This is a genomic window from Enterococcus sp. AMC1252, from assembly GCF_058216515.1.
Genome location: NZ_CM177097.1, coordinates 2,502,599 through 2,524,566 on the forward strand (window position 1 = coordinate 2,502,599; position 21,968 = coordinate 2,524,566).

Genomic DNA, 21,968 nt, shown 5'->3' on the forward strand with positions numbered 1-21,968 from the left:
GGTTTCTCCCCACTAAATTTATATTCACGATTATTTTTGATAACTAAAACAAATAACTGCAATAGTCACAAGTGTACCAAAAATAAAGCAAAAATAAAAGCGTAACTTTCTTGTTTTATGATGAAATAACTGCTGTGCTAATAAACCACCAACTCCGCCACCAATCATGCCAATAAACAGCAGATTAAATTCTGAAATCCGCCATTTTCTCCTTTTGGCTCGCTGTTTATCTACATACATTTCAAAAAATTCAATCAAATTTATAATAAGTAAATACAGCCATGGTAAATGCTTCAATAACTCGGTCATACTTTTTCCTCCAACATTATTCTCTTATTAGAATACCTTGAAAGAGTACAAACTGTAAAGGTAATTCAACACTCAAACAAATGATTGATCCTATGATTTTGGCACGAAAACCGTAAGTCCATGTTTGACCACTTTCATTTGAATTGGTAAATCTTCACTAGGATCACCATCAACACGTGTCCCTACTTTCTTTTCACTCGTACTTTTAATACTTATTTCAGAAGCCGTTATATACTTAATATCAGGAAGTTCATAAACTTTTCCCGCAATAATTTTAGGTAGATAAAATGCTAATTTGAAAAAATTTAATTTCGGTAAAATCGTTAAATGAAACAAGCCATCATCTGGTGAGGCTGAATCATCAAAATTCGTATAACCACCAACCGAATTCGTCATTGTCACTGTCACTAATTGCGTTTTCCCTTGCCATTGTTCTTTTTCTGTTTTGATTTCTAAGCGATATCGTTTTTTCTTAGCCAGCAATTTGAAAAAATTCTTCACAAAAATAAGTTTCCCATATTTTTGTTTCTCTTTTTGACTAATCCTAGCCGCTGTATCTGCTAGAATTCCGATTGTCATTGTACTTACAATCACTTTTTGATTGATCATTCCATAATCGATTTTTCTAGTATTACCACCTAAAATTATATCGGCCGCTTCTTCAAATTTCATAGGAATCCCTAAGACTCTAGCCATGTTGTTCACTGTTCCACCTGGTAATAAGCCCACTTTTAGGTGGGGTAATTCTTTTTGAAAATCTTCTATATTATGATTGATTGTTCCATCTCCACCAATAAAAATCAATGTATCGATATTTTCAGTTCGTGCTTTTTCAACTGTTTTTTGACTATCACAATCTGGACCAACTTGCTCTAATAGAAAATTCGTGTCTGTTTGTCCATGATTTTTAGCATACTCTACAAACTGATTTGCTAATTCTTTGCCCTTATCTTTACCTGACGTTTCATTAAAGAGAATCATTACATTATTCATTCAAGTTCCTCCTAATATAAATGCTAACAACGTTCCACTGTGTTTCAAAGCGTAGGACGCTCAACCACGACAGAAAAACAGGAAGTAAGTCACTACTTGTAACTTTACTCCCTCTTTTAAAATTTTGCTATTATTATCACTAGTTACTTAGCATTAGATTCTGCAATTTTAACGATGACATCCGTCGCTTTTTCCATTGCTTGTAACGAAACAAACTCAAAGCGTCCATGCATATTCTCTCCACCAGCAAAAATATTAGGTGTTGGAATACCTAGATAAGATATCTTTGAACCATCTGTTCCACCACGAACAGGTTCGATCAAGGGTTCAATATCAAGTTCGATCATTGCATTTTTTGCTAATTCAATAATACTCATATCTTTTTCGATTACTTCGCCCATATTGTAGTATTGATCAAATAAATCGATTTGAACACGTTCTTGATCAAACGATTGATTGATGATTTCTTGAATTTTAAGAATCAAAGCTTTGCGTGCTTCAAATTTTTCACGATTATGATCACGGATGATATAGGTCATTTGTGCTTCTTCTGGCGTTCCGCTCATCTGTGCTAAATGGAAAAAGCCTTCATCACCGTCTGTTTTTTCAGGCACTTCATTTTGCGGTAATTGGTTATGAAAATCGATTGCCAACTGCAATGCATTGATCATTGTATCTTTCGCCGTTCCCGGATGAACATTTTTCCCTTGAATCGTTACTTCTGCTTGCGCTGCGTTGAATGTTTCATATTGTAATTCCCCCACTGGACCGCCATCCATCGTGTAAGCAAAATCAACGTTAAATTGTTCAACATCAAATTTATCTGCGCCCACACCAATTTCTTCATCTGGTCCAAAAGCTACACGGATCGTTCCATGTTTGATTGATGGATTTTTGATCAAAATTTCCATAGCTGTCATAATTTCAGCAATACCAGATTTATCATCTGCACCTAAAAGCGTCGTACCATCTGTTGTGATCAACGTTTGATTCGCATAGTTTTTTAGATTAGGAAAATCGGTTGTATTTAACGTGTATTTCCCTTCGCTATCTAATTTGATCGTTGACTCACCATCATACTTTTCAATAATCTGTGGATTAACGTTTACTGCATTAAAGTCAGCTGTATCCATATGAGCGATAAATCCAATTGAACGAACTTCTTTATCTATATTACTTGGTAAAGTAGCAATTACAAAACCATTGGTTTCATTATATACAACATCGCTCATACCAATTTCTTCCAACTCTTTTTTCAAGGTTTGAGCAAAAGCAACTTGTGTTTGCGTTGACGGAGTTGTTTCACTCTTTGGATTAGAGCGTGTTTCTGTTTTTACGTAGCGTAAAAAACGAGGTAATAAATTTTCATACATTATTCGGTTCCTTCTTTCCACTTTATCTAAATTTAAACGGATTCGTATTTACCTCAGATTCGATAAATTCTATGTCCCAATTATAATCTTTTTTCCATTGATTGAATAGTTCAACCAACTTGGGTTTACATAATTGTTCAATATAATGTCCAGGATCGATTACAGACAAACCTTCTGTCAACATATCATGTCCTGTATGATAATAAACGTCTCCTGTGATATAAACATCTGCCTGCTTTTTGATGGCATCGCGGAAAAATTTTTCACCACTGCCCCCACAAATAGCAACGCGCTGAATCATTTTTGTTTCGTCTTCCGCTACGATTCGTAGCCCCTCTAAATCGAATGCTTTTTTGACGGTGGAGATAAACTTTTTTAATGGGACTGCTTGTTTTAAATGCCCTACTCGTCCTAAGCCATATTCTTTGGTAATGTTTTCTATTGGATACACATCATAGGCGGGTGTTTCATAAGGATGTGCCGCTAACATTGCTTTGATTACTTGTGTTTCGATCGTTTCAGGAAAAATCACTTCGATTTTTGCTTCTTGAACAGCCTCTTCTTTGCCAATCATACCAAGTGTTGGATTAGCACCCGTAACTGGTGTAAATCTGCCTGTTCCGATCAACGAATAACTTGTATTTGTATAATCACCTTGAAGTCCAGCTCCAGCTTGACCTAACACTTTACGCATCTTCGCTGCATCATCTACAGGTACAAAAACGGCTAATTTTTTATAGCCAACAGTGTGAGTTTTAGTTAAGTAAGTCGTATCTTGAATTCCTAAAAGCGCACAAAACCAATCGTTTAATCCATTATCAATAATGTCCATATTAGTATGCGCAGCAAAAACAGCAATGTCGTGCTTCAGCAAGTCCGCATACATTTTTGTTTGTAGATCATCTGTATCTAAGCGTTTTACTGGTCTGAAAATAGGTGGGTGTTTTGCAATAATCAAATCAACTTGCTTTTCGATTGCTTCTGCAACGACTTCTGGTCTCACATCCAGTGTGACTAAGACACGCTCCAATTTTTTATTCAATGTCCCAATGTGTAGTCCGACAGGATCATCTGCTTCTGCTAACCATTGTGGACAATAGGCTTCAAAACGGTCAATAAATAACGTACCTTCAAGACTCAATGGATAAAACCTCCTTGATTTCAGTGATTTCTTTTTCTATTTGTTGGATTCTTGCTCGCTGATCCCCTGATGCTTTGGCTAATTGAGCTAAAATAGCTTCTCGTTGTTTCACTTCACTCTGCCATTTTTTATGAAAAATAGGTGATTGTTTTTTGAGTAGAACAGGTCCAAAAAGACGTTCTTTTTCTGAATAAGCAACTCTGGTCACTTTTCTGGCAGCCACGATGATTTCATATATTTTATTATTTTCTTCTAAAATATCTTCGTCAACAATTGTATAGCCATGGACTGTTAGCCAATCACGCAACGGTTTTTCACCAATATTTGGTTGTAAAACTAGGTGCTCATTGCCTTGAAGTCGTTGGTTCATCCAACCCGCTTCCAAAATATCACGAATCAACACACCACCCATGCCACAAATCGTGACTGCTGTAATTTGGTCTACTTCCTCTACAGCATCTAAACCATCTGCTAGACGGACAATAATTTGATCACTTAAACCATTTTTTCGCACTTGTTTTTTTGCTGCTTCATAAGGGCCTTTTACGACTTCTCCCGCTACCGCAAAATTAAGTTTCTTTTGTAAAACTAATGCTACCGGTAAATACGCATGGTCAGAACCGATATCTGCTAAACGGCTTTGTTCAGGGACAAATTCTCCCACTCGTGCTAAACGTTTTGATAATTGATTTTCATTCATTCGTCATATTCCTCCGTGGCTATTATACCATTGAAAAATGAGGTTGAAAACTTTGAAAGAAGGAATTTATGTGCAAATTTTTTTGCGAACTAAATCAACAAGGGCATAAAAGTCACAATAATCAGTTGTCTTTTTATGCCCTTGTTGTTAGTCTTTATTCTTGAATGCGGTTATTTGAATAGCTCATTGTTTCTTATTTTGAGCATGTCTTTCTTGCATTTCTTTTCTTATTTTTTTATGTGCCTTTTTTGATCCTCTTTCAAGATCCCGGTTTCGCTTGCGATCATGGTAATTTTCAAATAAAGCTTCTAGATCATAATTTGGCGGATATAATACTTTTGCGCTACGATCTAATTTCAATTGACGTTTATGAACAGTCACTTTTTTATTATCCACGAAAATCACTACATTATCAGTCATTTCCACCATTTCATAAACTAAAGCAATCTGCTTTTTCTCTGTCCAAAACACTCGATCTCCTTTTTCATAGGTTGGAAAGGTTGTTTGCTCTTTTGTTTTTTTCACTTTTTGCAACGCTATTTCTTTTTTTGTTGAATAGTTGCGATCGTGTAAATAAGTTTGAGCAAGTTTAACGACATGCTTATCCAGGTTCATCTTATTTGCAATCCAAAAAGCGTTGCTTTCTCCTGTCTCTCCTAAAATCAGTTGATATTTCGGTGTTAAGTTTTCTGAATCAAAGGCCATTGCAGCCGTTAAAAAGTCTTCGTGTTGTTCAGAAAAACGTTTGATCTCGCCATAGTGCGTCGTGGTAATAATGATACTGCCCTTTTTATAGAAAGCTTCCATGATTGCGATTGCGAGAGCTGCGCCTTCGTTTGGTTCTGTTCCACTACCGATTTCATCTAATAAAATCAAACTATTTTGCTTAGTTTTAGCCAAGATTTCAGAAATATTTTGCATATGACCAGAAAAGGTACTTAATGCATTTTCAATACTTTGCTGATCCCCAATATCAACAAAAATTTGATCAAAAATGGCAATATTCGTGCCCGCATCTGCAACAATTTGCACGCCGATCATCGTTTGCAAAGTAACCAGACCAACGGTTTTTAGTACAACTGTTTTTCCACCAGCATTTGGCCCAGTAATAGTTAAACCACGATAGTCTGTTCCTAACGATAAGTTCAAAGGAACAGCTGTATCCCCCAACAATGTATGTTTCACATTTACAAACTCAATGATGCCATCTTGGTTGATTTCAGGCTCTATACCATTGATCTCTCTGCTGTATTTTGCCTTGGCAAAAATCATGTCATAGTGCGCAACCACTTCTAAATTTGACTGAATCGATATCATTTGTTCAGCAATCAATCCTGTTAATGTAGATAGGATTTGATAGACTTCTGTTGCTTCTTCCATTTTCAATTGGTACAATTTATCGTTTAGCTTTGTTACCGCTACAGGCTCTATAAAGACAGTTGTCCCTTTAGAGGAGGCATCCACAATCGTTCCTGAAAGTTGATTTTTATAGGTTGCTTTGATTGGCACTGTGTAGCGATCGTTCTTCTTAACGATGACTGCTTCTTGAATTTTGGGTTTATTTTGGCTATTTCGAAGAAATGAATTTAGTTTTGATTCAATTTCTTTTTCGCACTCTTGCATGGCCCTACGAATTTTACGAAGCTCACGACTAGCATCATTCTCCACTTGATTATTCCGAATGACTTGATAGATGTCATCTTCTATATCCGAAAATAGCTGCAATGATTCGCTGTATCTGGCTAAGAGTGGTGCAATAAATTGATTTTTTTGCATAAATGATTGGATTAAACGGCTGCTCCTAAGAAAATCTGCATAGCTGACCAACTCATTTGGTTCTAATATAAACCCTTTTTCAACTTGGTTCGTTAGGTGTTCAATGTTGTTTAGCCCCATAAATGGAACATGTAGATTTGCTAAAAGTAGCGCTTTTGCTTCTGCTGTTTCTTGAAGTCTCTTCTTAACTACATCTAAATGGTTACTCGGTTGCAAAGAGTTGATTCGTTCTTTTCCGTAGTAACTAATTGCATACGTCATTAGTTTTTCTTTAATTGTATTAAATTGGGTTTTAGTATAAGTTTCTTGATTCATCAGTATCTCCTTCTCTGTTTAAGAGATACCTATCTTATTTTGAATAGGCCAAAGAACTTCCTTTTAAGCTTTGTATAGATTTATCGATCGACAGAATAGACAAAAAGGGATGAAGCTTCCCTTCATCCCTCGCTCATCAATAAATTAAGATAGATATACTACAGTCTATCAGGTATCGTTTTATGAGTTAAGATAGGTATCAACATAGGCATGCTAAAGAGGCCATCTAAAAATGGTTGTTTATTCTTCAGCTATTCATTTCCTTTAGTTAGATACTTACACTCACAAAAACACCTCTATGGCTTTCTTTGGCTATTCATTTCTCGCTGAAATTATACCTTAATTTTTGAAATTGGTCAATAAAAAAATCAAATTTTTCCTGAAATAAAATAGCAGTCATAAGGAGCGATTTCTAAGTCCTCCAAGAGCGATTCAATTTTTTTATCAGTCAGTGGACAATCTTTCGTAAAATTAAAAGCAGTAACACGGAACGACCAAAGACTTTTCAGCATAAACCTGACCTTCACCACTATACTCTTTTGTTGCTCCATAAAAGATAGTTTTATTCCCTTCGCAAATTATAAAAATAGAGTCCTTTCCCTGTGTCAAATAAATAAGAACAATGATAACTTCCAGCTTCTTTTTTTCCATTTTATGGTAGTCAATTTTACGGTTACCATTTTCTTTGTACATAACAAAATAAACCTCTACATTATCATTTACTTGTGCATTGATCGAAAAATTCACATGAGTCTGCTGTTTGACCGCTCCGAAAGGATATTTATGCTGTTCCAGCCACGGATTGAAATAAATAGTCGTCATTATTTTCACCTACATTTTACGAGGATTGTACCATTTTTTGATACAGCTCCACGTATAGTTGACTTGATTTTTCCCAGCTGAAATCTTTTGCCATTGCTGTTTTCATCAAATCCTCCCATGTTTTATGATCATTCCAATACAGATCTATCGCCATATTTGTACTATACAACAAATAATAAGAACTGAAATCAGCAAAACCAAAGCCCGTTCCAATTTTTGTCACTGGATTGAATGGGATCACAGTGTCTTTCAATCCGCCAACTTCATGGACGATTGGTAAAGTCCCATAACGCATGGCAATCATTTGAGATAAGCCGCAAGGTTCAGTGACCGATGGCATCATAAACAAATCGGAACCTGCGTAAATCAATTGTGCTAACGCAACATCAAACATAATCTTGGCTTTAAATTTAGTTGGATAATGCTCAGAAAAATATTGAAATGACTGTTCGATTCCAGAATCCCCTGTACCCAGTAATACCAATTGAATATCTTTTTCTAAGAGTTTAGCCAACTCATCTAAAATCAAATGAAAGCCTTTTTGATAAGTTAAACGACTGACGATACCGATCAGCGGCACATCTTCACGAACAGGCAATGCCATTTTCATTTGTAAACGCTCTTTATTTTTCTTTTTTCCGGATAGATCGTTTATTGAAAAATTAGCAGGAATCGATTGATCTGTCTCAGGATCATTCATCTCGTAGTCGATACCATTTAAAATGCCACTTAACTTTTCTTGTTCCATTCGTAAATCACCATCCAAACCAAAACCAAATTCCGGTGTTTTTATTTCTTCAGCATATGACGGACTTACTGTATTCACCTGATCCGCATACAAAATTCCTGTCTTCAAGAAATTGACCCCGTCGCCGAAACGAGCTGCCCCATCATAATAACGATCCCGCCCCATCCCAAACAGATCTGGCAATAAATCTTGGCTGTACGCTCCTTGAAATTCGATATTATGAATGGTTAAAATGGTCTTGATCGAACGATATGCTTCGATCCATTGATATTTTTCCTTTAATAAAAAGGGAATCATTGCTGTATGGAAATCATTTACATGGATAATATCTGGTAGTAAGTCGATTTTCTCCAGCATTTCAATGATTGCTAACGAAAAGAAGGCAAAACGTTCTCCATCATCCTCATAACCATAGACAGTTTCGCGATCAAAATAATAAGAGTTATCAATAAAATAGTAGGTTATGTCATGCCTCATCAAACGCTTAACTCCACAATACTGGTGCCGCCAACCAACATCTACATAAAAATTACTAATCTCTTCACATTGTTCTTTAAAAGTGTCAGACATTTTAGTGAAGTAAGGTAACACAACCGACACTTCTACTCCTTTTTTAGCGAGTTCTTTCGGTAGCGCCCCTGCCACGTCCCCTAAACCACCCGTTTTAAAAAAGGGAGCACACTCTGCCGCTGCAAATAATAGTTTCATCACTCATCTCCTCCATTGACATCCACTTCAACCACTTGATTTTTGTGGATCACGATAGGATTTTGTGCTGTACCAGAAATTTTTACACCGGCCTTGACTATAACATTTTTGTCTAATATGGCATATTCAATCACTGCATCTTTTTCGATTTGAGCATTTGACATAATGATCGCTCTTTTCACTTTAGCCCCTTTTTTTATGATCGCTCTTCTTGAAACTAAGCTACTCTCTAAGCGTCCTTCGATAGTACAACCAGTGGCGCATTGACTATTTGTCACACTAGAATCTTCTGAATAATAGGTTGGTACTTCATTTTTACGTTTTGTATAAATTTTTTGTTTAGTGTACATCAATGCATTGAATTTTTGGGCATCTAACATATCCATATTGGCTTGATAGTATGATCTCACATCCTCGATATTACTCAAATAACCTGTATACTCATACGCTGTTGCCTGAACATCTGCTATTTTTTCACCTAAAAATTCAATAAGATTAGTTGGACTGTTGTTCAGTTGTCCGATTGTTAATTGTTCTATCAACCACTTCGTCTGAACAATAAAGATGTCCATCGAAAGATTGAATTGTTTTTCCTTTTCCAAAACTTCAGAAAATGATTGCACGCCCGTAATATTCCCCATTGTATCAACTTCAACGATCCGATTATTTGCGGATAAGTTTGCACGATCCATTCGTTTATAGACGACTGTCATTTTATTATTTTGCTTTTGATGGGTTTTCAAAACAGAACGTAGATCGATTGCGCAAAGCATATTACTCCCCATAAAAACAGTGTATTCAGATTCCGATTTTTCAAGATAATCAATGACTGCAGCATAGTATGGTAACCCTTGGGCTTTTTGTTTTAAAAACTCCTGATAGAAATAGACAAAATAACTATTTTTTAAGGAATCTAAGTTCCATTCTTTCCCACCGCCGATATGATCAAAAACCGAGCGTGTTTCTCCTTCATTGAATATCATGAAAATCGAATTGATATTTGCATTGGCAATGCTAGAAAGAGGAAAATCGATCAACCGATATTTACAGTCAAAAGGTAATGTATCCAATGGTCGATTTTCAGTCAATGGTAGTAACCCTTCAAACGTGGATATATTTCCCAAAATAGCACACATTTTTTTAGTCCTCATCGCTTTGCACCCCAATCACTTCTGAATAGCCGATTACTTCAATATCATTTTCTTTATAAACCACCGCATTATCACCAATGATCGCATTTTCTCCAATAATCGCATTTTTGATTTTAGCATTTTTACCAATCGTAGCTCCCGGCATGATGACACTATTTTCAATTATTGAACCAACTTTTACTTGAACGTCAGTTGATAAAATACTATCTTTCACATGTCCAGCTACATAGCAACCATCAACAATCAAAGAATTTTTTACAGATGCTGTCTCAGTAATAAAATGCGGTGGTGAAATAGTATTTTTTGAAAACATACGCCAATTTTTGTCACGCATATCCAGCTCATTTTCTAAATGAATAAATTCCATATTAGCTTCCCACAAAGATTCAATCGTCCCAACATCTTTCCAATACCCGTTAAAGCGATAAGCATATACTCGTTCATCAGCTTCTAAATAGGATGGAATCACATGTTTTCCAAAATCAAGCATTTGATCATCCTTTATATAACTGTTTAATAATACACTACGTAAACGACCCCAATTAAAAATATAAATTCCCATTGAAGCTAAATTGCTCTTGGGCTCTGCAGGTTTTTCATCAAATTCAATAATTCGATCATTTTCATCTGTATTCATGATGCCAAACCGAGATGCATCTTTAAGGGGCACTTCGATGACCGCCACTGTGAGTGAAGCATTATTTTCAATATGTTCTTCTAACATTGCTTCATAATTCATCTTGTAAATATGGTCACCAGATAAAATCAGCATATACTGAGGGTCCATTTGGTCGATATAAGAAATATTCTGATAAATCGCATGAGCTGTTCCTTCAAACCATTTTTCCCCATCAGAACTAGAATATGGTTGCAAAATTGTCACACCAGAATCAATACCATCTAAGCCCCAGCTCGCACCATTCCCTATATGATTATTTAAGGCCAATGGCTGATATTGTGTCACAACACCTACATTTTTAAGACCTGAATTGATACAGTTACTTAATGTAAAATCAATAATTCGATATCTACCACCAAAGGGTACAGCAGGCTTTGCGATATTCTTTGTCAGCTTACCTAATCGCGTCCCTTGTCCTCCAGCTAAAATCATTGCAAGCATTTCTGTTTTCATCTATTGCGGGTGAAACTCCACCCTACCCCCTTTCAAAAACCCATGTTCTCAACTTGAAACTCAAAATTTCTATTTTTTCATACTGCTTTGAAAATAATTATTCTCGTTTCTTTGTTCGTATATCAATCTCTTGTGGTTTTAAAATGATCCCCCCAAGAGAAGGAACAATGGTTGTTATTTGGTACTCAAATTGTTTAAAAGATTCTGCTCTGGTTTGACTGACTTGATTAGACTTAATCCAGGTTCCCCCAAATTCTTTCATCTCGGTATTTAACACTTCTTCATAACTTCCCGAAAAAGGTACACCGATCGTAAAGTCCTGCCATTCAACTGGTGAAAAATTCAAAATGATAATCAAAAAATCTCTTTCGTTTTTCCCTCTTCGGATAAAACTTAATACGGTCTTTTCACTATTATCCGCATCAATGATCTCAATTGATTCCACTCTATGATCCAATTCCCACAGGGCTTTTTCACTTTGATACAAACTATTTAGTCTTTTAGTAAATTGCTGCATATCATGATTCATTTCATCATTAAGATCGACCCATTCCAAACTTTCATCACATTTCCATTCGAGAAATTGCCCCCACTCACTGCCCATAAATAATAATTTTTTTCCTGGATAAGTCATCAGAAAAACATATAGATTTCGTAACTGAGCAAACTGTTTATAGCGATCGCCCCACATCTTATGCATCAAACTTCTTTTCCCGTGAACAACTTCATCATGAGATAACGGTAAAATATAATTTTCTTTTAGCATATACATAAAAGAAAACGTCAGTAGTGAAAAATTGTATTTACGGAATACTGCATCCATTTCGTAAAATCGTAATGTATCATTCATCCAGCCTAAATTCCATTTATAGTCAAATCCTAAAGTGCCACTTTCAATCGTTCCTGTAATAGGTGTTTCTGTAGAACTCTCTTCGGCGATCATGATTACCTCAGGATGCTTTTGCTTTATAACTTTATTTAGCTTTTGTAAAAAATAAAAACCATCCCAATTTTGATTACTACCATCTTTATTAAGAGCTAAAGGTCCCTCATCATAATCTAAATAAATCATATTAGAAACAGCATCAACACGAATCCCATCAATATGAAACATCTCGATCCAATAAAACGCACTAGAAATCAGAAAACTTTGTACCTCGGGCTTACCCAAATCAAAATTTAACGAACCCCAACGATTGTTTTTTGCCTGAATGGGGTCAGTATATTCAAATTGAGGTGTTCCATCAAAATAAGCCAATGTGTCGTCATTAACACAAAAATGTCCTGGCACCCAATCAACCAAAACCCCAATATTATTTAAATGACACGCTTCCACAAAATCTTGAAATTCAATTGGCGTCCCGTAAGAAGAACATAAGGCAAAGTACCCTGTTAATTGGTAACCCCAAGATTCCCTTAAAGGATGTTCCATCAATGGCATAAACTCAATATGCGAAAAACCCATTTCCTTAACATAGGGAATCAGCGTGTCTTTGAGCTTGTCAAACGTATACGGAGTTCCATCAGCATCATATTTCCAAGAGCTAGTATGAACTTCATAAATGTTTAACGGTTGTGTGAATTGATTTCTCCGCTCCTTCCGTTTTTGCCACGTTTTATCCTTCCAGCTCTTTTTGGGTATTGAATAGATTATTGACGCATTATTGGGTCGTTTTTCGAAAAAGACAGCAAAAGGATCAATTTTGTAGACCTCTCTGCCATCTTTTTGCTTTACCAAATATTTATATAATTCACCTTCTTTTGGTATCCTTGAAAATAATTCCCAGACACCAAACTCATTTCTTTTCATCGATAAGGAACGATCCCACTGATTAAAATCGCCAACTAACCAAATTGCTTGGGCATTTGGCGCCCAAACTCTAAAAATAAAGCCTTTTTCATTTTTTTGAATAGTTGGATGACAACCAAAATAATCTTGACTATAAAAGTTTTCGCCAGTTTTAAAAAAGTTTAGCTGATTCTTTTCATTCGACATCTCTTTACCTCTCTCTCTAGACATCTATTTGAAACAGAGAATAAATCTTCAAAAAATAGTTCCTACTATTTGTCTTTTTAAGAAATACTAAATTGAATTTTTTACAGTTAAAATAGCTTTTTCTCTAATCCACTCAACATTAAAATTATCTGAGTAATGATACTTTTAATCTAACAACAAAATGAAAAAAAAGAAAGAAATATCCCTTTGATAAAAAATTGACAAACAGAAATTAAATGACTTACTTTCACTTTTCTTTCAGTAAACCTTGATGTTTTCTGTTTAATCAGTGTTTCTGCTTTTTTATTCCTTAATTTCTTCTTTGTATGCCCATTCTTTTAGTGATATATTTATACTAATAAGAAATAAATTTAAATAAGGAGGAATAATTATGAATATTTCGTTCCAAAATAAAGTTGTCATTGTAACTGGTTCAACATCTGGCATCGGTGAAGTAACAGCAGAAGAATTTGCTAAAGCCGGGGCCAATGTTATCGTATGTGGTCGTAGAACAGATAAAGGAGTCGCAGTAGTTGATAAGATCCAACGTAATGGAGGAAAAGCATTATTTATCCAAACAGATGTAAGTTGTGACTCTAGTATGGATCATTTAGTAACAGAAGTGATAAAAGCTTACGGAAAAATCGATGTACTGATAAATAATGCTGGTATCTACAAGTCATTTGCTTTTGAGCAAATCGACATGGAAAAAGAATATGAAGAAGTTTTTTCTGTTAACGTAAGAAGCTACATTTATTTATCTAAGTTGGTTTTAAAACATATGTTAGAGGAGGGAGCAGGAAATATTATCAATATTTCCTCAATTGGAGCATTAAATGGTGGGCCTGGTATTGCTACCTATTGTGCATCAAAAGGAGCAATTTTACAACTGACCCGTTCAATGGCTAAAGAATTTGGTGGGCGTGGCATCCGTATAAATAGCGTTTTACCTGGTTTGATCCATACTGAAATGATGCCAGAAGATGGACCCATGGATCAGGTCATCGACAGTATGATTCCATTAAAAAGAGCTGGTAACAGTGAAGAAATTGCCCAACCAATTCTCTTTCTCTGCAGTCCATATGCTTCGTTCATCAATGGTGCATCAATAGTAATTGACGGTGGACAAAGTGCTTAGTTAATTTAACAAAAAAGGAAGTACAAAACCTTAGAGGGCTTGTACTTCCTTTTCTTATTTATTTAGCTAACCAGTTTCCAACTTCCTCTAGAGCATCCCCAATTCCTGCTGGGTTTTTACCACCTGCTTGCGCCATATCTGGACGGCCGCCACCGCCACCGCCTACTTTTGGTGCAATCGTTTTGATTAAGTCTCCTGCTTTCAAGCCTTTTTCATTCGCAGATTTGCTCATTGCGGCTAACAAGCTAACTTTCTCTTCTTGAGCTGTTGCTAAAACAAGCACATCAGAAAGTTCTTTTTGTTTCCATTGATCTGCTAACTGACGTAATTGGTTCATATCTTTTACGTTTACTTTAGCAGCAATGTATGTTGTTCCATTAACCTCTTTGATTTCTTTGAAGATATCTCCAGCTTGTTGATTTGCTAATTTACCAGCAAGTTGTTCGTTTTCTTTTTGTAAATCACGTAGTTGCTGTTGTAATTGTTCTGTTTTTGATACAACTTCTTTCAATTGTGGTGACTTAACGATTCCAGCAATTGCTTTTAATTGTTTTTCTTCTTCATTCATTAATTCATAAGCTTCTTTACTAGTTACTGCTTCGATTCGGCGTACACCAGCTCCGATTCCTGATTCAGAAACGATTTTGAAAATACCGATATCTTCTGTATTCGTCACATGAGTTCCACCACAAAGTTCGATTGAATAGCCACCGATATTTACAACGCGAACTTCTTTACCGTATTTTTCACCGAATAAAGCCATAGCACCCATGTTTTTGGCTGTGTCAATATCTGTTTCAACCGTTTCAACAGGAATTGCTTCCCAGATTTTTTCATTGACGATTGCTTCCATTTGAACTAATTCTTCTGGTGTTACTTGTCCAAAATGAGTGAAGTCAAAACGTAAATGACCTGGCGCTACTAATGAACCTGCTTGATTCGCATGATCACCTAGAATATCTTTCAAAGCGCGGTGTAGTAAATGAGTGGCTGTATGATTTTTCAAAATACGGTTACGCATGTTTGTATCTACATGTAATTCGTATGTTGCCCCTTCTTTTACTGTTCCAGTGACTTGAACAGTGTGTAGGAATTGACCATTTGGCGCTTTCAACACATTTTCAACATGTGCCACAATTGTTCCATCTTGATCTTTGATAGTTCCCTGATCGGCCACTTGTCCACCCATTTCTGCATAGAACGGTGTTTCAGCAAAGATCAATTGTGCTGTCCCTTCTGAAAGTTCACTTAGGATTTCTTCATCTTTTAAAATAATCAATAATTGACTTCGAGTTTCAAGATTATTATAGCCAACAAATTTGCTTTCAACTTTAATATCAGTCAATACTGCTGATTGAACGCCCATTGATGTTTCTTTACTACGAGCAGAACGAGCACGTTCTCTTTGCGCTTCCATTTCTTTTTCAAAACCAGCATGATCGACTTTTAAGTCTGCATCTTCTGCTACTTCTTCTGTTAATTCCACGGGGAAACCATATGTGTCATACAATTTGAAAATATCTTTACCATTCAGTGTATCTTCATCCGCCGCTTTTACTTTCGTAATCAATTCATTTAAAATATCTAAACCTTCATTGATTGTTTCATGGAAACGCTCTTCTTCTGTACGAACTACTTTTTCGATAAATTCTTTTTGTTGTAACACCTCTGGATAATAACTGACCATCACTTCACCAACAACAGGAACTAATTTGTACAAGAACGCTTCATTGATACCTAATTTTTTTCCATGCATCACAGCGCGACGTAATAAACGACGTAATACATATCCACGCCCTTCATTTGAAGGTAACGCACCGTCACCGATTGCAAAAGATAGTGCACGAATATGATCAGCGATTACTTTAAATGAGATATCTGTTTCTGGTGCTTGACTGTATGTCACTTGTCCGCTTAGTTTTTCAACAGCATGGATGATTGGCATAAATAAATCTGTTTCAAAGTTTGTTGGAGCGTTTTGAACGATTGAAACGACACGCTCTAACCCCATTCCCGTATCAATGTTTTTATGTGGTAATGGTTCATAGCTATCATCAGCTTGATGATTGAACTCAGAAAATACTAAGTTCCAAATTTCTAAATAACGTTCATTTTCACCGCCAGGATAGTTTTCTGGATCATCTTCTGCTACATCGTTAAACGACTCACCACGATCATAGAAAATTTCAGAATCTGGTCCGCATGGTCCTGCACCAATATCCCAGAAATTGTCTTCGATATCAATAATGTGATCCATCGATAAGCCTACTTCTTCACGCCAAATACGTTTCGCTTCTGTATCTTTTGGATAAACAGTAACGTATAATTTTTCAGGATCAAACGCCATCCAATCAGGAGAAGTTAAAAATTCCCAAGCCCAATGAATCGCTTCTTTTTTAAAATAATCACCAATCGAGAAATTCCCTAACATTTCAAACATTGTATGGTGACGCGCTGTTTTCCCAACATTTTCAATATCATTTGTACGGATAGATTTTTGTGCATTGGTAATTCTTGGATTTTCCGGCACTACTGAACCATCAAAATATTTTTTTAATGTAGCAACACCAGAGTTGATCCATAATAATGTTGGATCATTGACTGGTACTAGAGATGCACTTGGCTCCACAGAGTGTCCTTTTGATTTGAAAAAATCTAAATACATTTGACGAACTTGGCTACTTGATAATTGTTTCATTGTTCGATTCCTACTTTCTACAATAATTAATTGATCGTTGTTTTTCTGCAACAAAAAAGCGGCATCACTGCAACACAAGGACGAAAAACCGCGGTACCACCTTGTTTGCAATGAAGTCGCTTGATACATTCATTACCTCTTAAACTCCATAACGCAGAGTCGCGTTGATATTTCTATCAAAAGTTATTTAAAGGGAGCAATTACATTTTTGTGCTATTCTTCTTTCAGCTATGAAGAACTTTCTGTAAACACTAAAAAAACGAATCATATCCTTTAGTTTCCCTACAAATTATAAGTAAAGATTGAAAAAAAGTCAATGTTTTCTATTAACGTTCAATTTTAATCACTTTTCGATAAAGATAGTCTTGCGGATTTAATTTTTGATCCATTGAAATCACATGAGAAGAATAAAAATAGCTGGATAACGGCAACATGTTTTCAATCAATGTCTCTTTTTCTACTGATTGCTTAAGCAATTTACTTTTAGCTAAATCATCGGTCAATTCAAAATGATTTTGTTGTGTGTCAATCACTAAACCAAACATATTTGCACCATCCATCTTACTTTTTATCTGGCGTCCAGACTCATTATTTTGAAGCAATAATTCATTACCCCAACGAAACAACCGACGAGTACCGCCGCCTACTGCAAACTCCCATTGGTCTTCTGATAATAAATCAAATCCTTGTCTTTTAGTAGCACGTTTCAATTCTTCGTGTGTAAAATCATTGTGACTATAAACAAAATAATAATCCGATTCAGGTAAGAACTCTAAATAGAATTCATTCTTAGCCAGTAACGATTTTGGAAATGACCAAGTCAAGCTTTCTTGAGCTGTTAGTGTAGGAAAGAGTTGCTCACAAATACTTTTTTCGTATGGGAAAAATTTTTCTACTTCTCCCTCAAACGTACCTGTTATCGTATCAAATACGCCTAAAAATTCAGTGCCCGCAGGTAGTGCATATTTTTGAACGAACATGGCCGGGATCGCGACTTTTCTTAAACTTGTTGTATGATCATTTATGTAATCAGTAATGCCTTCTAAAGAATCTAAATCATAGGTCGTTTCTTCGTCCAACCACTCAGATACAGGTAAAATCGTTTCATTCGTCAAGGTTGTTTTGAAGGTATTTTTTTCTAGACCTTCCACGTCAAATCCTAATAATTCATGTGACCGCAATCCTTCTGCGCCCAAATCCCATCCAAGTATTGCCTCACTATTTCCTGGGATAAACACAAATAATTCACCATCAAATTCCAATTCAAAGGTTCGGCATTTAATGCCATACAGCTCAAAATTTACTAATTGGATCGTACTGACTTCTACAGTTGGCGGAACAAAATACATTAATAGTTGATTTAAGAGCGTTTCTTTTTCAGGATCTTTCAAATTTTTCCAATTTGCCCATTCAACTTGTTCAAATAGATCCACACAATTCCCTCCTCGTAGGTTTCAAAAATATCTGTTATGATTAAGTATACCATTGAATGATTCTTTCATTAAGAAAATTATCTGGAGGGTTCATATGCACATACATTTTGGAAATGAACGATGGCATCAAGCAGCGGCTTTTGCCTTGCGTTATGAAGTTTTTGTCATCGAACAAGGAATTTCAGCGCACGATGAGTTTGACGAACTAGATACTCTAGATCGGGATTATTTTGTTGTTTATGAAAAAGATCTTCCGATTGCAACGATTCGTTATCAAGCTAAAGACGACAAAACGATTCAACCTGATCGCTTTTGTGTCCAAAAAGACTATCGTGGCCAAGGAATCGGGAAAAATCTACTTTCATTATTAGAAGAAAAAGCACTAAACGCTGGGTATTCCTCTAGTGTTCTTTCAGCAGAAAAAGCAGCTTCAGGATTTTATACCTCACTAGATTACACGATCAATTCACAAGAATATTTTGAAGATGGTATTCTTTGTGTGGAGATGATAAAAAATTTAAGGAGTCTTTGAGATTACCCCTAGACTCCTTAACAGAAAATAATTTATAATCGTCTTAATACAGCGTGGCTTTTTCCTTACCAAAAAGAATACTCGCTTGTTCAGGAAGCAACGTTCCATTATTTTCATCACGCCCTTGAAGCAAATAAGTTGGCTCCGTGTTTTGTTTCTCTGTGGCTTTTTTGCATAATTCTCCTATATCGCCTGATTTATTTCGATTGAAGATCAGCCCTACCTTCATATCATCAAAGTCTGTCAACATCGCCACATCTCCAGCACTATCCCCTGCAACTAAAATTGGCCCATTATTGTTATGCTTTTCAGCAATATGTTTTTTGATTGTTTTTGTTTTGCCATCACCTTGCGTTTGGTCATAAGCTGTATCAAATTTAGTTTGGATAATGTCATTCTCTTTTACAAGTCTCATAGCATAGATATGATCTGTTGGCACTTGATAGCCATATTTTTCTTCGGTAGCAAAAGGAATGATGACATCAATGTACGATGCAGAACAAACATAAACCTCGATTCCATTTTCCATCAATGTTTTGTATAAATTTTGCATTTCAGCAATTGTTCTAATGCCTTTTTGCACGTTCACTTCTACTTGCCCCGCTTCATTTTTCAATGATTCTGGACTTTTTAGAGTAATCGTTTCTATAGGAAGTTCAAGTGAATGGTCGATTGCCTCACGGGTCAGCGCTTGCACGTCGTCTGTTGTCATACCGGTGAATAAATATGTCACCCATGGATAACTAATATCTGAGCTGAACGTATCCCCTATTGCATCATATAAATATCGGATTTTTGTTGAAAAATCTTTATATTCATCCATCTCTTTTATTTCAGCAAGTTTTTTCTCTCCATTCATACCTTCATACGATTGTTCTATTATTTTGTAGTCATCGACAATATCATTTGTAGCCTTGTCAATGTTGACAGGATTTCCGTCTGAATTGTTCCATTCGTCCTTGAAATCCTCTTTTGGAATGTTCATTTTTAGAGCTTTTTCTAATTCTTCTGGCGTCATCTTAAATTTCAAATTCTCAATTTGATACATGAAAGTTGCTTCACCTATGTCATTAAAAATTGTTGTATTATCCCAATCAAAAACAGCGTACGGCTTATTCTTTGCATCATAATCCTTACTTTCGGCTCCATTTTGTTTGATTAGGTTGTTTAGCGCTTGATAGTTTTCAACAAACCAACTATTTGTTTCTAAATCTGTTTCCTTGGTTGAAGATACTTTAGTGATAGAATCGCTAGATTCCTTTGTTGCTTCCTTAGAATTTGTACTACATGCTGATAATGAGCCAAGCAATGTTGTTGTAACGATTAAAAATATTGTTTTTTTCAAAATAAATTTCCTCCCATTTTCAATTAATGTTCAAAAATTCACCGTTGAATATTACTGAGCTTCATTGATCAGTTTAATAGATATCTATTAAAATAGTATAATGTATCCGCTTTATTATTTCAATAGCTAAAAATAACATTATGTTAGGATTTGTTTATCTAACAATTTAAATTAACGATTTCTTCTTATTGAGAAAAAAATACGATGATTTTATACCAATATAGTATTGATATAAAATCATCGTTTGAAAGATGTTTTTTACACTAGCTTGTCAAATTAGCAGAAAAATCATTACGACTATTTATAGCTATTCTTTTTAGCTTTTTTAGCTGTTCGCGTTTGCTGACGGCGTTCAACTTTACGTTTTTGTTTATTACTAGCTGAAATTGCCCATTCGATTTTCTTTTTATAGCCTGGTTTGATTTTTTTCTTTTTCTTTTTCACCAATCCAATTAGAGTTGGGTCTTCCAAAGCGTCTTTTGACTTTTCACGTTTCGTCCGACGGTTACGATCATAAGTATCAACCAATTCACCATTTTTAATTTCCTTTGGATGAAATTCGATTCCTAGTTGCTCAACTTCAGAAATTGCCTCTTCATCCGCTGGCGAATAAAGCGTGATCGCCGTTCCATCTAAGCCATTTCTTCCTGTTCTACCAACACGGTGAATAAAGAAGTCTAAATCACTTGGAACTTCCGCATTGATGACATGAGAAACACCTTCAATATCGATTCCTCGTGCAGCTAAGTCTGTCGCCACCACATATTGAAATTCAAGATCTTGCACTTGGCGCATCACACGTTTACGTTCTCTCGGAGAAATATCGCCATGGATTTTCGCTACTTTTAAGCCTTGATCTTTTAAATAGTCAGTGATTTCATCAACCCGTTGCTTTGTATTAGCAAATATGATCACTAGATAAGGATGACCAATCGTCAACAATTGGTAAATCAAACGATTTTTGTCTTTTCCTTTTGTAGAAATCAACCAATTATCGATAGTCTCCGAAATAATGTTTTTCGGTTGAATATGTTCTATAACTGGATTTTCCATATATTTCTTCAAAAAAGGTTTTAATTTTTCTGGAATTGTCGCAGAGAAAACTAACATTTGCAGTTTATTAGGCAAACGTCCAGCAATTTGATCAACTTCTTCTAAAAAGCCCATGTCTAACGTCATATCTGCTTCATCGACAACAAAAGCAAAAGCAGTATGTGCTTTTAATGCTTGTTCATTCATCAAGTCTAAAATACGACCTGGTGTCCCAATAACCACATGAGGTTGCTGATGTTTTAATTTGGCAATTTGTCTTTGTTTATCCGTTCCGCCGACAAAGTTCGTCACACGAATTTCCGGCTGACTGAATTTTGCGATTTGGATTGCTTCTTGATAAATTTGATTCGCTAATTCTCGACTAGGTGCCGTGATCAGAATCTGTACTTCATCCAATTGAGGATTTACTTTATTCATCAATGGTAATAAAAATGTATGTGTCTTTCCGCTTCCTGTTTGGGATTGACCGATTACACTTTTTCCTTTTTTAATCACAGGGATCAATTTTTCTTGTACTTCTGTTGGTTGTTCAAACCCTTTATCTGCTAATGCTTCCATGATAAAATCGTTGAATTGAAATTGTTTAAATGAACTCATTTACCTCA

The 21,968-nt window shown here is 35.7% G+C and carries 17 protein-coding genes; 2 read left to right on the top strand and 15 right to left on the bottom strand.

What is annotated here, in order from left to right:
- Positions 1–30: 30 nt before the first annotated feature.
- From AC4BB5_RS11865 to glgB, 11 genes are all read right to left on the bottom strand, one after another.
- On the bottom strand, positions 31–309 hold the full coding sequence (locus AC4BB5_RS11865) for a DUF1294 domain-containing protein (RefSeq protein ID WP_490456332.1): 279 nt from the start codon (positions 307–309) through the stop codon (positions 31–33).
- 90 nt (positions 310–399) lie between these two features.
- Positions 400–1,302 (bottom strand): diacylglycerol/lipid kinase family protein, encoded by a 903-nt coding sequence (locus AC4BB5_RS11870; RefSeq protein WP_490456333.1) that lies wholly within the window; start codon positions 1,300–1,302, stop codon positions 400–402.
- 143 nt (positions 1,303–1,445) lie between these two features.
- Entirely contained in the window at positions 1,446–2,675 is a 1,230-nt protein-coding gene (gene pepT, locus AC4BB5_RS11875; RefSeq protein WP_490456334.1) for a peptidase T, read from the bottom strand.
- Positions 2,676–2,697: 22 nt separating this feature from the next.
- Positions 2,698–3,816 carry a Nif3-like dinuclear metal center hexameric protein gene (locus AC4BB5_RS11880; RefSeq protein WP_490456335.1) on the bottom strand — a complete coding sequence of 373 codons (1,119 nt, stop codon included), beginning with the start codon at positions 3,814–3,816 and terminating at the stop codon, positions 2,698–2,700.
- Positions 3,806–4,516, bottom strand: coding sequence for a tRNA (adenine(22)-N(1))-methyltransferase (locus AC4BB5_RS11885; RefSeq protein WP_490456336.1), 711 nt, complete (start codon positions 4,514–4,516; stop codon positions 3,806–3,808). The genes AC4BB5_RS11880 and AC4BB5_RS11885 overlap by 11 nt, the downstream gene beginning before the upstream one ends.
- A gap of 183 nt (positions 4,517–4,699) precedes the next feature.
- The gene (locus tag AC4BB5_RS11890; protein ID WP_490456337.1) at positions 4,700–6,607 is read right to left on the bottom strand and encodes an endonuclease MutS2; all 1,908 of its coding nucleotides are present in this window, start codon (positions 6,605–6,607) and stop codon (positions 4,700–4,702) included.
- A gap of 471 nt (positions 6,608–7,078) precedes the next feature.
- Positions 7,079–7,429: a hypothetical protein gene (locus AC4BB5_RS11895; RefSeq protein ID WP_490456338.1), complete on the bottom strand. Its 351-nt coding sequence runs from the start codon at positions 7,427–7,429 to the stop codon at positions 7,079–7,081.
- 16 nt (positions 7,430–7,445) lie between these two features.
- Positions 7,446–8,885 (bottom strand): glycogen synthase GlgA, encoded by a 1,440-nt coding sequence (gene glgA / locus AC4BB5_RS11900; RefSeq protein WP_490456339.1) that lies wholly within the window; start codon positions 8,883–8,885, stop codon positions 7,446–7,448.
- Positions 8,885–10,036 (bottom strand): glucose-1-phosphate adenylyltransferase subunit GlgD, encoded by a 1,152-nt coding sequence (gene glgD, locus AC4BB5_RS11905; RefSeq protein WP_490456340.1) that lies wholly within the window; start codon positions 10,034–10,036, stop codon positions 8,885–8,887. The genes glgA and glgD overlap by 1 nt, the downstream gene beginning before the upstream one ends.
- Positions 10,026–11,168 carry a glucose-1-phosphate adenylyltransferase gene (locus AC4BB5_RS11910; protein ID WP_490456341.1) on the bottom strand — a complete coding sequence of 381 codons (1,143 nt, stop codon included), beginning with the start codon at positions 11,166–11,168 and terminating at the stop codon, positions 10,026–10,028. Before AC4BB5_RS11910 ends, glgD begins: the two co-directional genes overlap by 11 nt.
- 97 nt (positions 11,169–11,265) lie before the next feature.
- Entirely contained in the window at positions 11,266–13,164 is a 1,899-nt protein-coding gene (glgB, locus tag AC4BB5_RS11915) for a 1,4-alpha-glucan branching protein GlgB (protein WP_490456342.1), read from the bottom strand.
- Positions 13,165–13,555: 391 nt separating this feature from the next.
- Here glgB and AC4BB5_RS11920 point away from each other — a divergent pair, with 391 nt between their 5' ends.
- Positions 13,556–14,302 (top strand): SDR family NAD(P)-dependent oxidoreductase, encoded by a 747-nt coding sequence (locus tag AC4BB5_RS11920; RefSeq protein ID WP_490456343.1) that lies wholly within the window; start codon positions 13,556–13,558, stop codon positions 14,300–14,302.
- Positions 14,303–14,360: 58 nt separating this feature from the next.
- Here AC4BB5_RS11920 and alaS read toward each other — a convergent pair whose 3' ends face one another.
- Together alaS and AC4BB5_RS11930 are read right to left on the bottom strand one after the other, a co-directional pair.
- Positions 14,361–17,000 (bottom strand): alanine--tRNA ligase, encoded by a 2,640-nt coding sequence (gene alaS / locus AC4BB5_RS11925; RefSeq protein ID WP_490459065.1) that lies wholly within the window; start codon positions 16,998–17,000, stop codon positions 14,361–14,363.
- Between the two features lie 326 nt (positions 17,001–17,326).
- Positions 17,327–18,433: a DUF7278 family profilin-like fold-containing protein gene (locus AC4BB5_RS11930; protein ID WP_490456344.1), complete on the bottom strand. Its 1,107-nt coding sequence runs from the start codon at positions 18,431–18,433 to the stop codon at positions 17,327–17,329.
- A gap of 94 nt (positions 18,434–18,527) precedes the next feature.
- On the opposite strand from AC4BB5_RS11930, the gene AC4BB5_RS11935 reads away from it, so the two are divergent.
- Positions 18,528–18,965: a GNAT family N-acetyltransferase gene (locus AC4BB5_RS11935; protein WP_490456345.1), complete on the top strand. Its 438-nt coding sequence runs from the start codon at positions 18,528–18,530 to the stop codon at positions 18,963–18,965.
- A gap of 43 nt (positions 18,966–19,008) precedes the next feature.
- On the opposite strand, the gene AC4BB5_RS11940 is transcribed toward AC4BB5_RS11935, so the two are convergent.
- On the bottom strand, positions 19,009–20,313 hold the full coding sequence (locus AC4BB5_RS11940; RefSeq protein WP_490459066.1) for an HAD family hydrolase: 1,305 nt from the start codon (positions 20,311–20,313) through the stop codon (positions 19,009–19,011).
- Between the two features lie 294 nt (positions 20,314–20,607).
- On the bottom strand, positions 20,608–21,960 hold the full coding sequence (locus AC4BB5_RS11945) for a DEAD/DEAH box helicase (protein ID WP_490456346.1): 1,353 nt from the start codon (positions 21,958–21,960) through the stop codon (positions 20,608–20,610).
- Positions 21,961–21,968 lie beyond the last annotated feature (8 nt).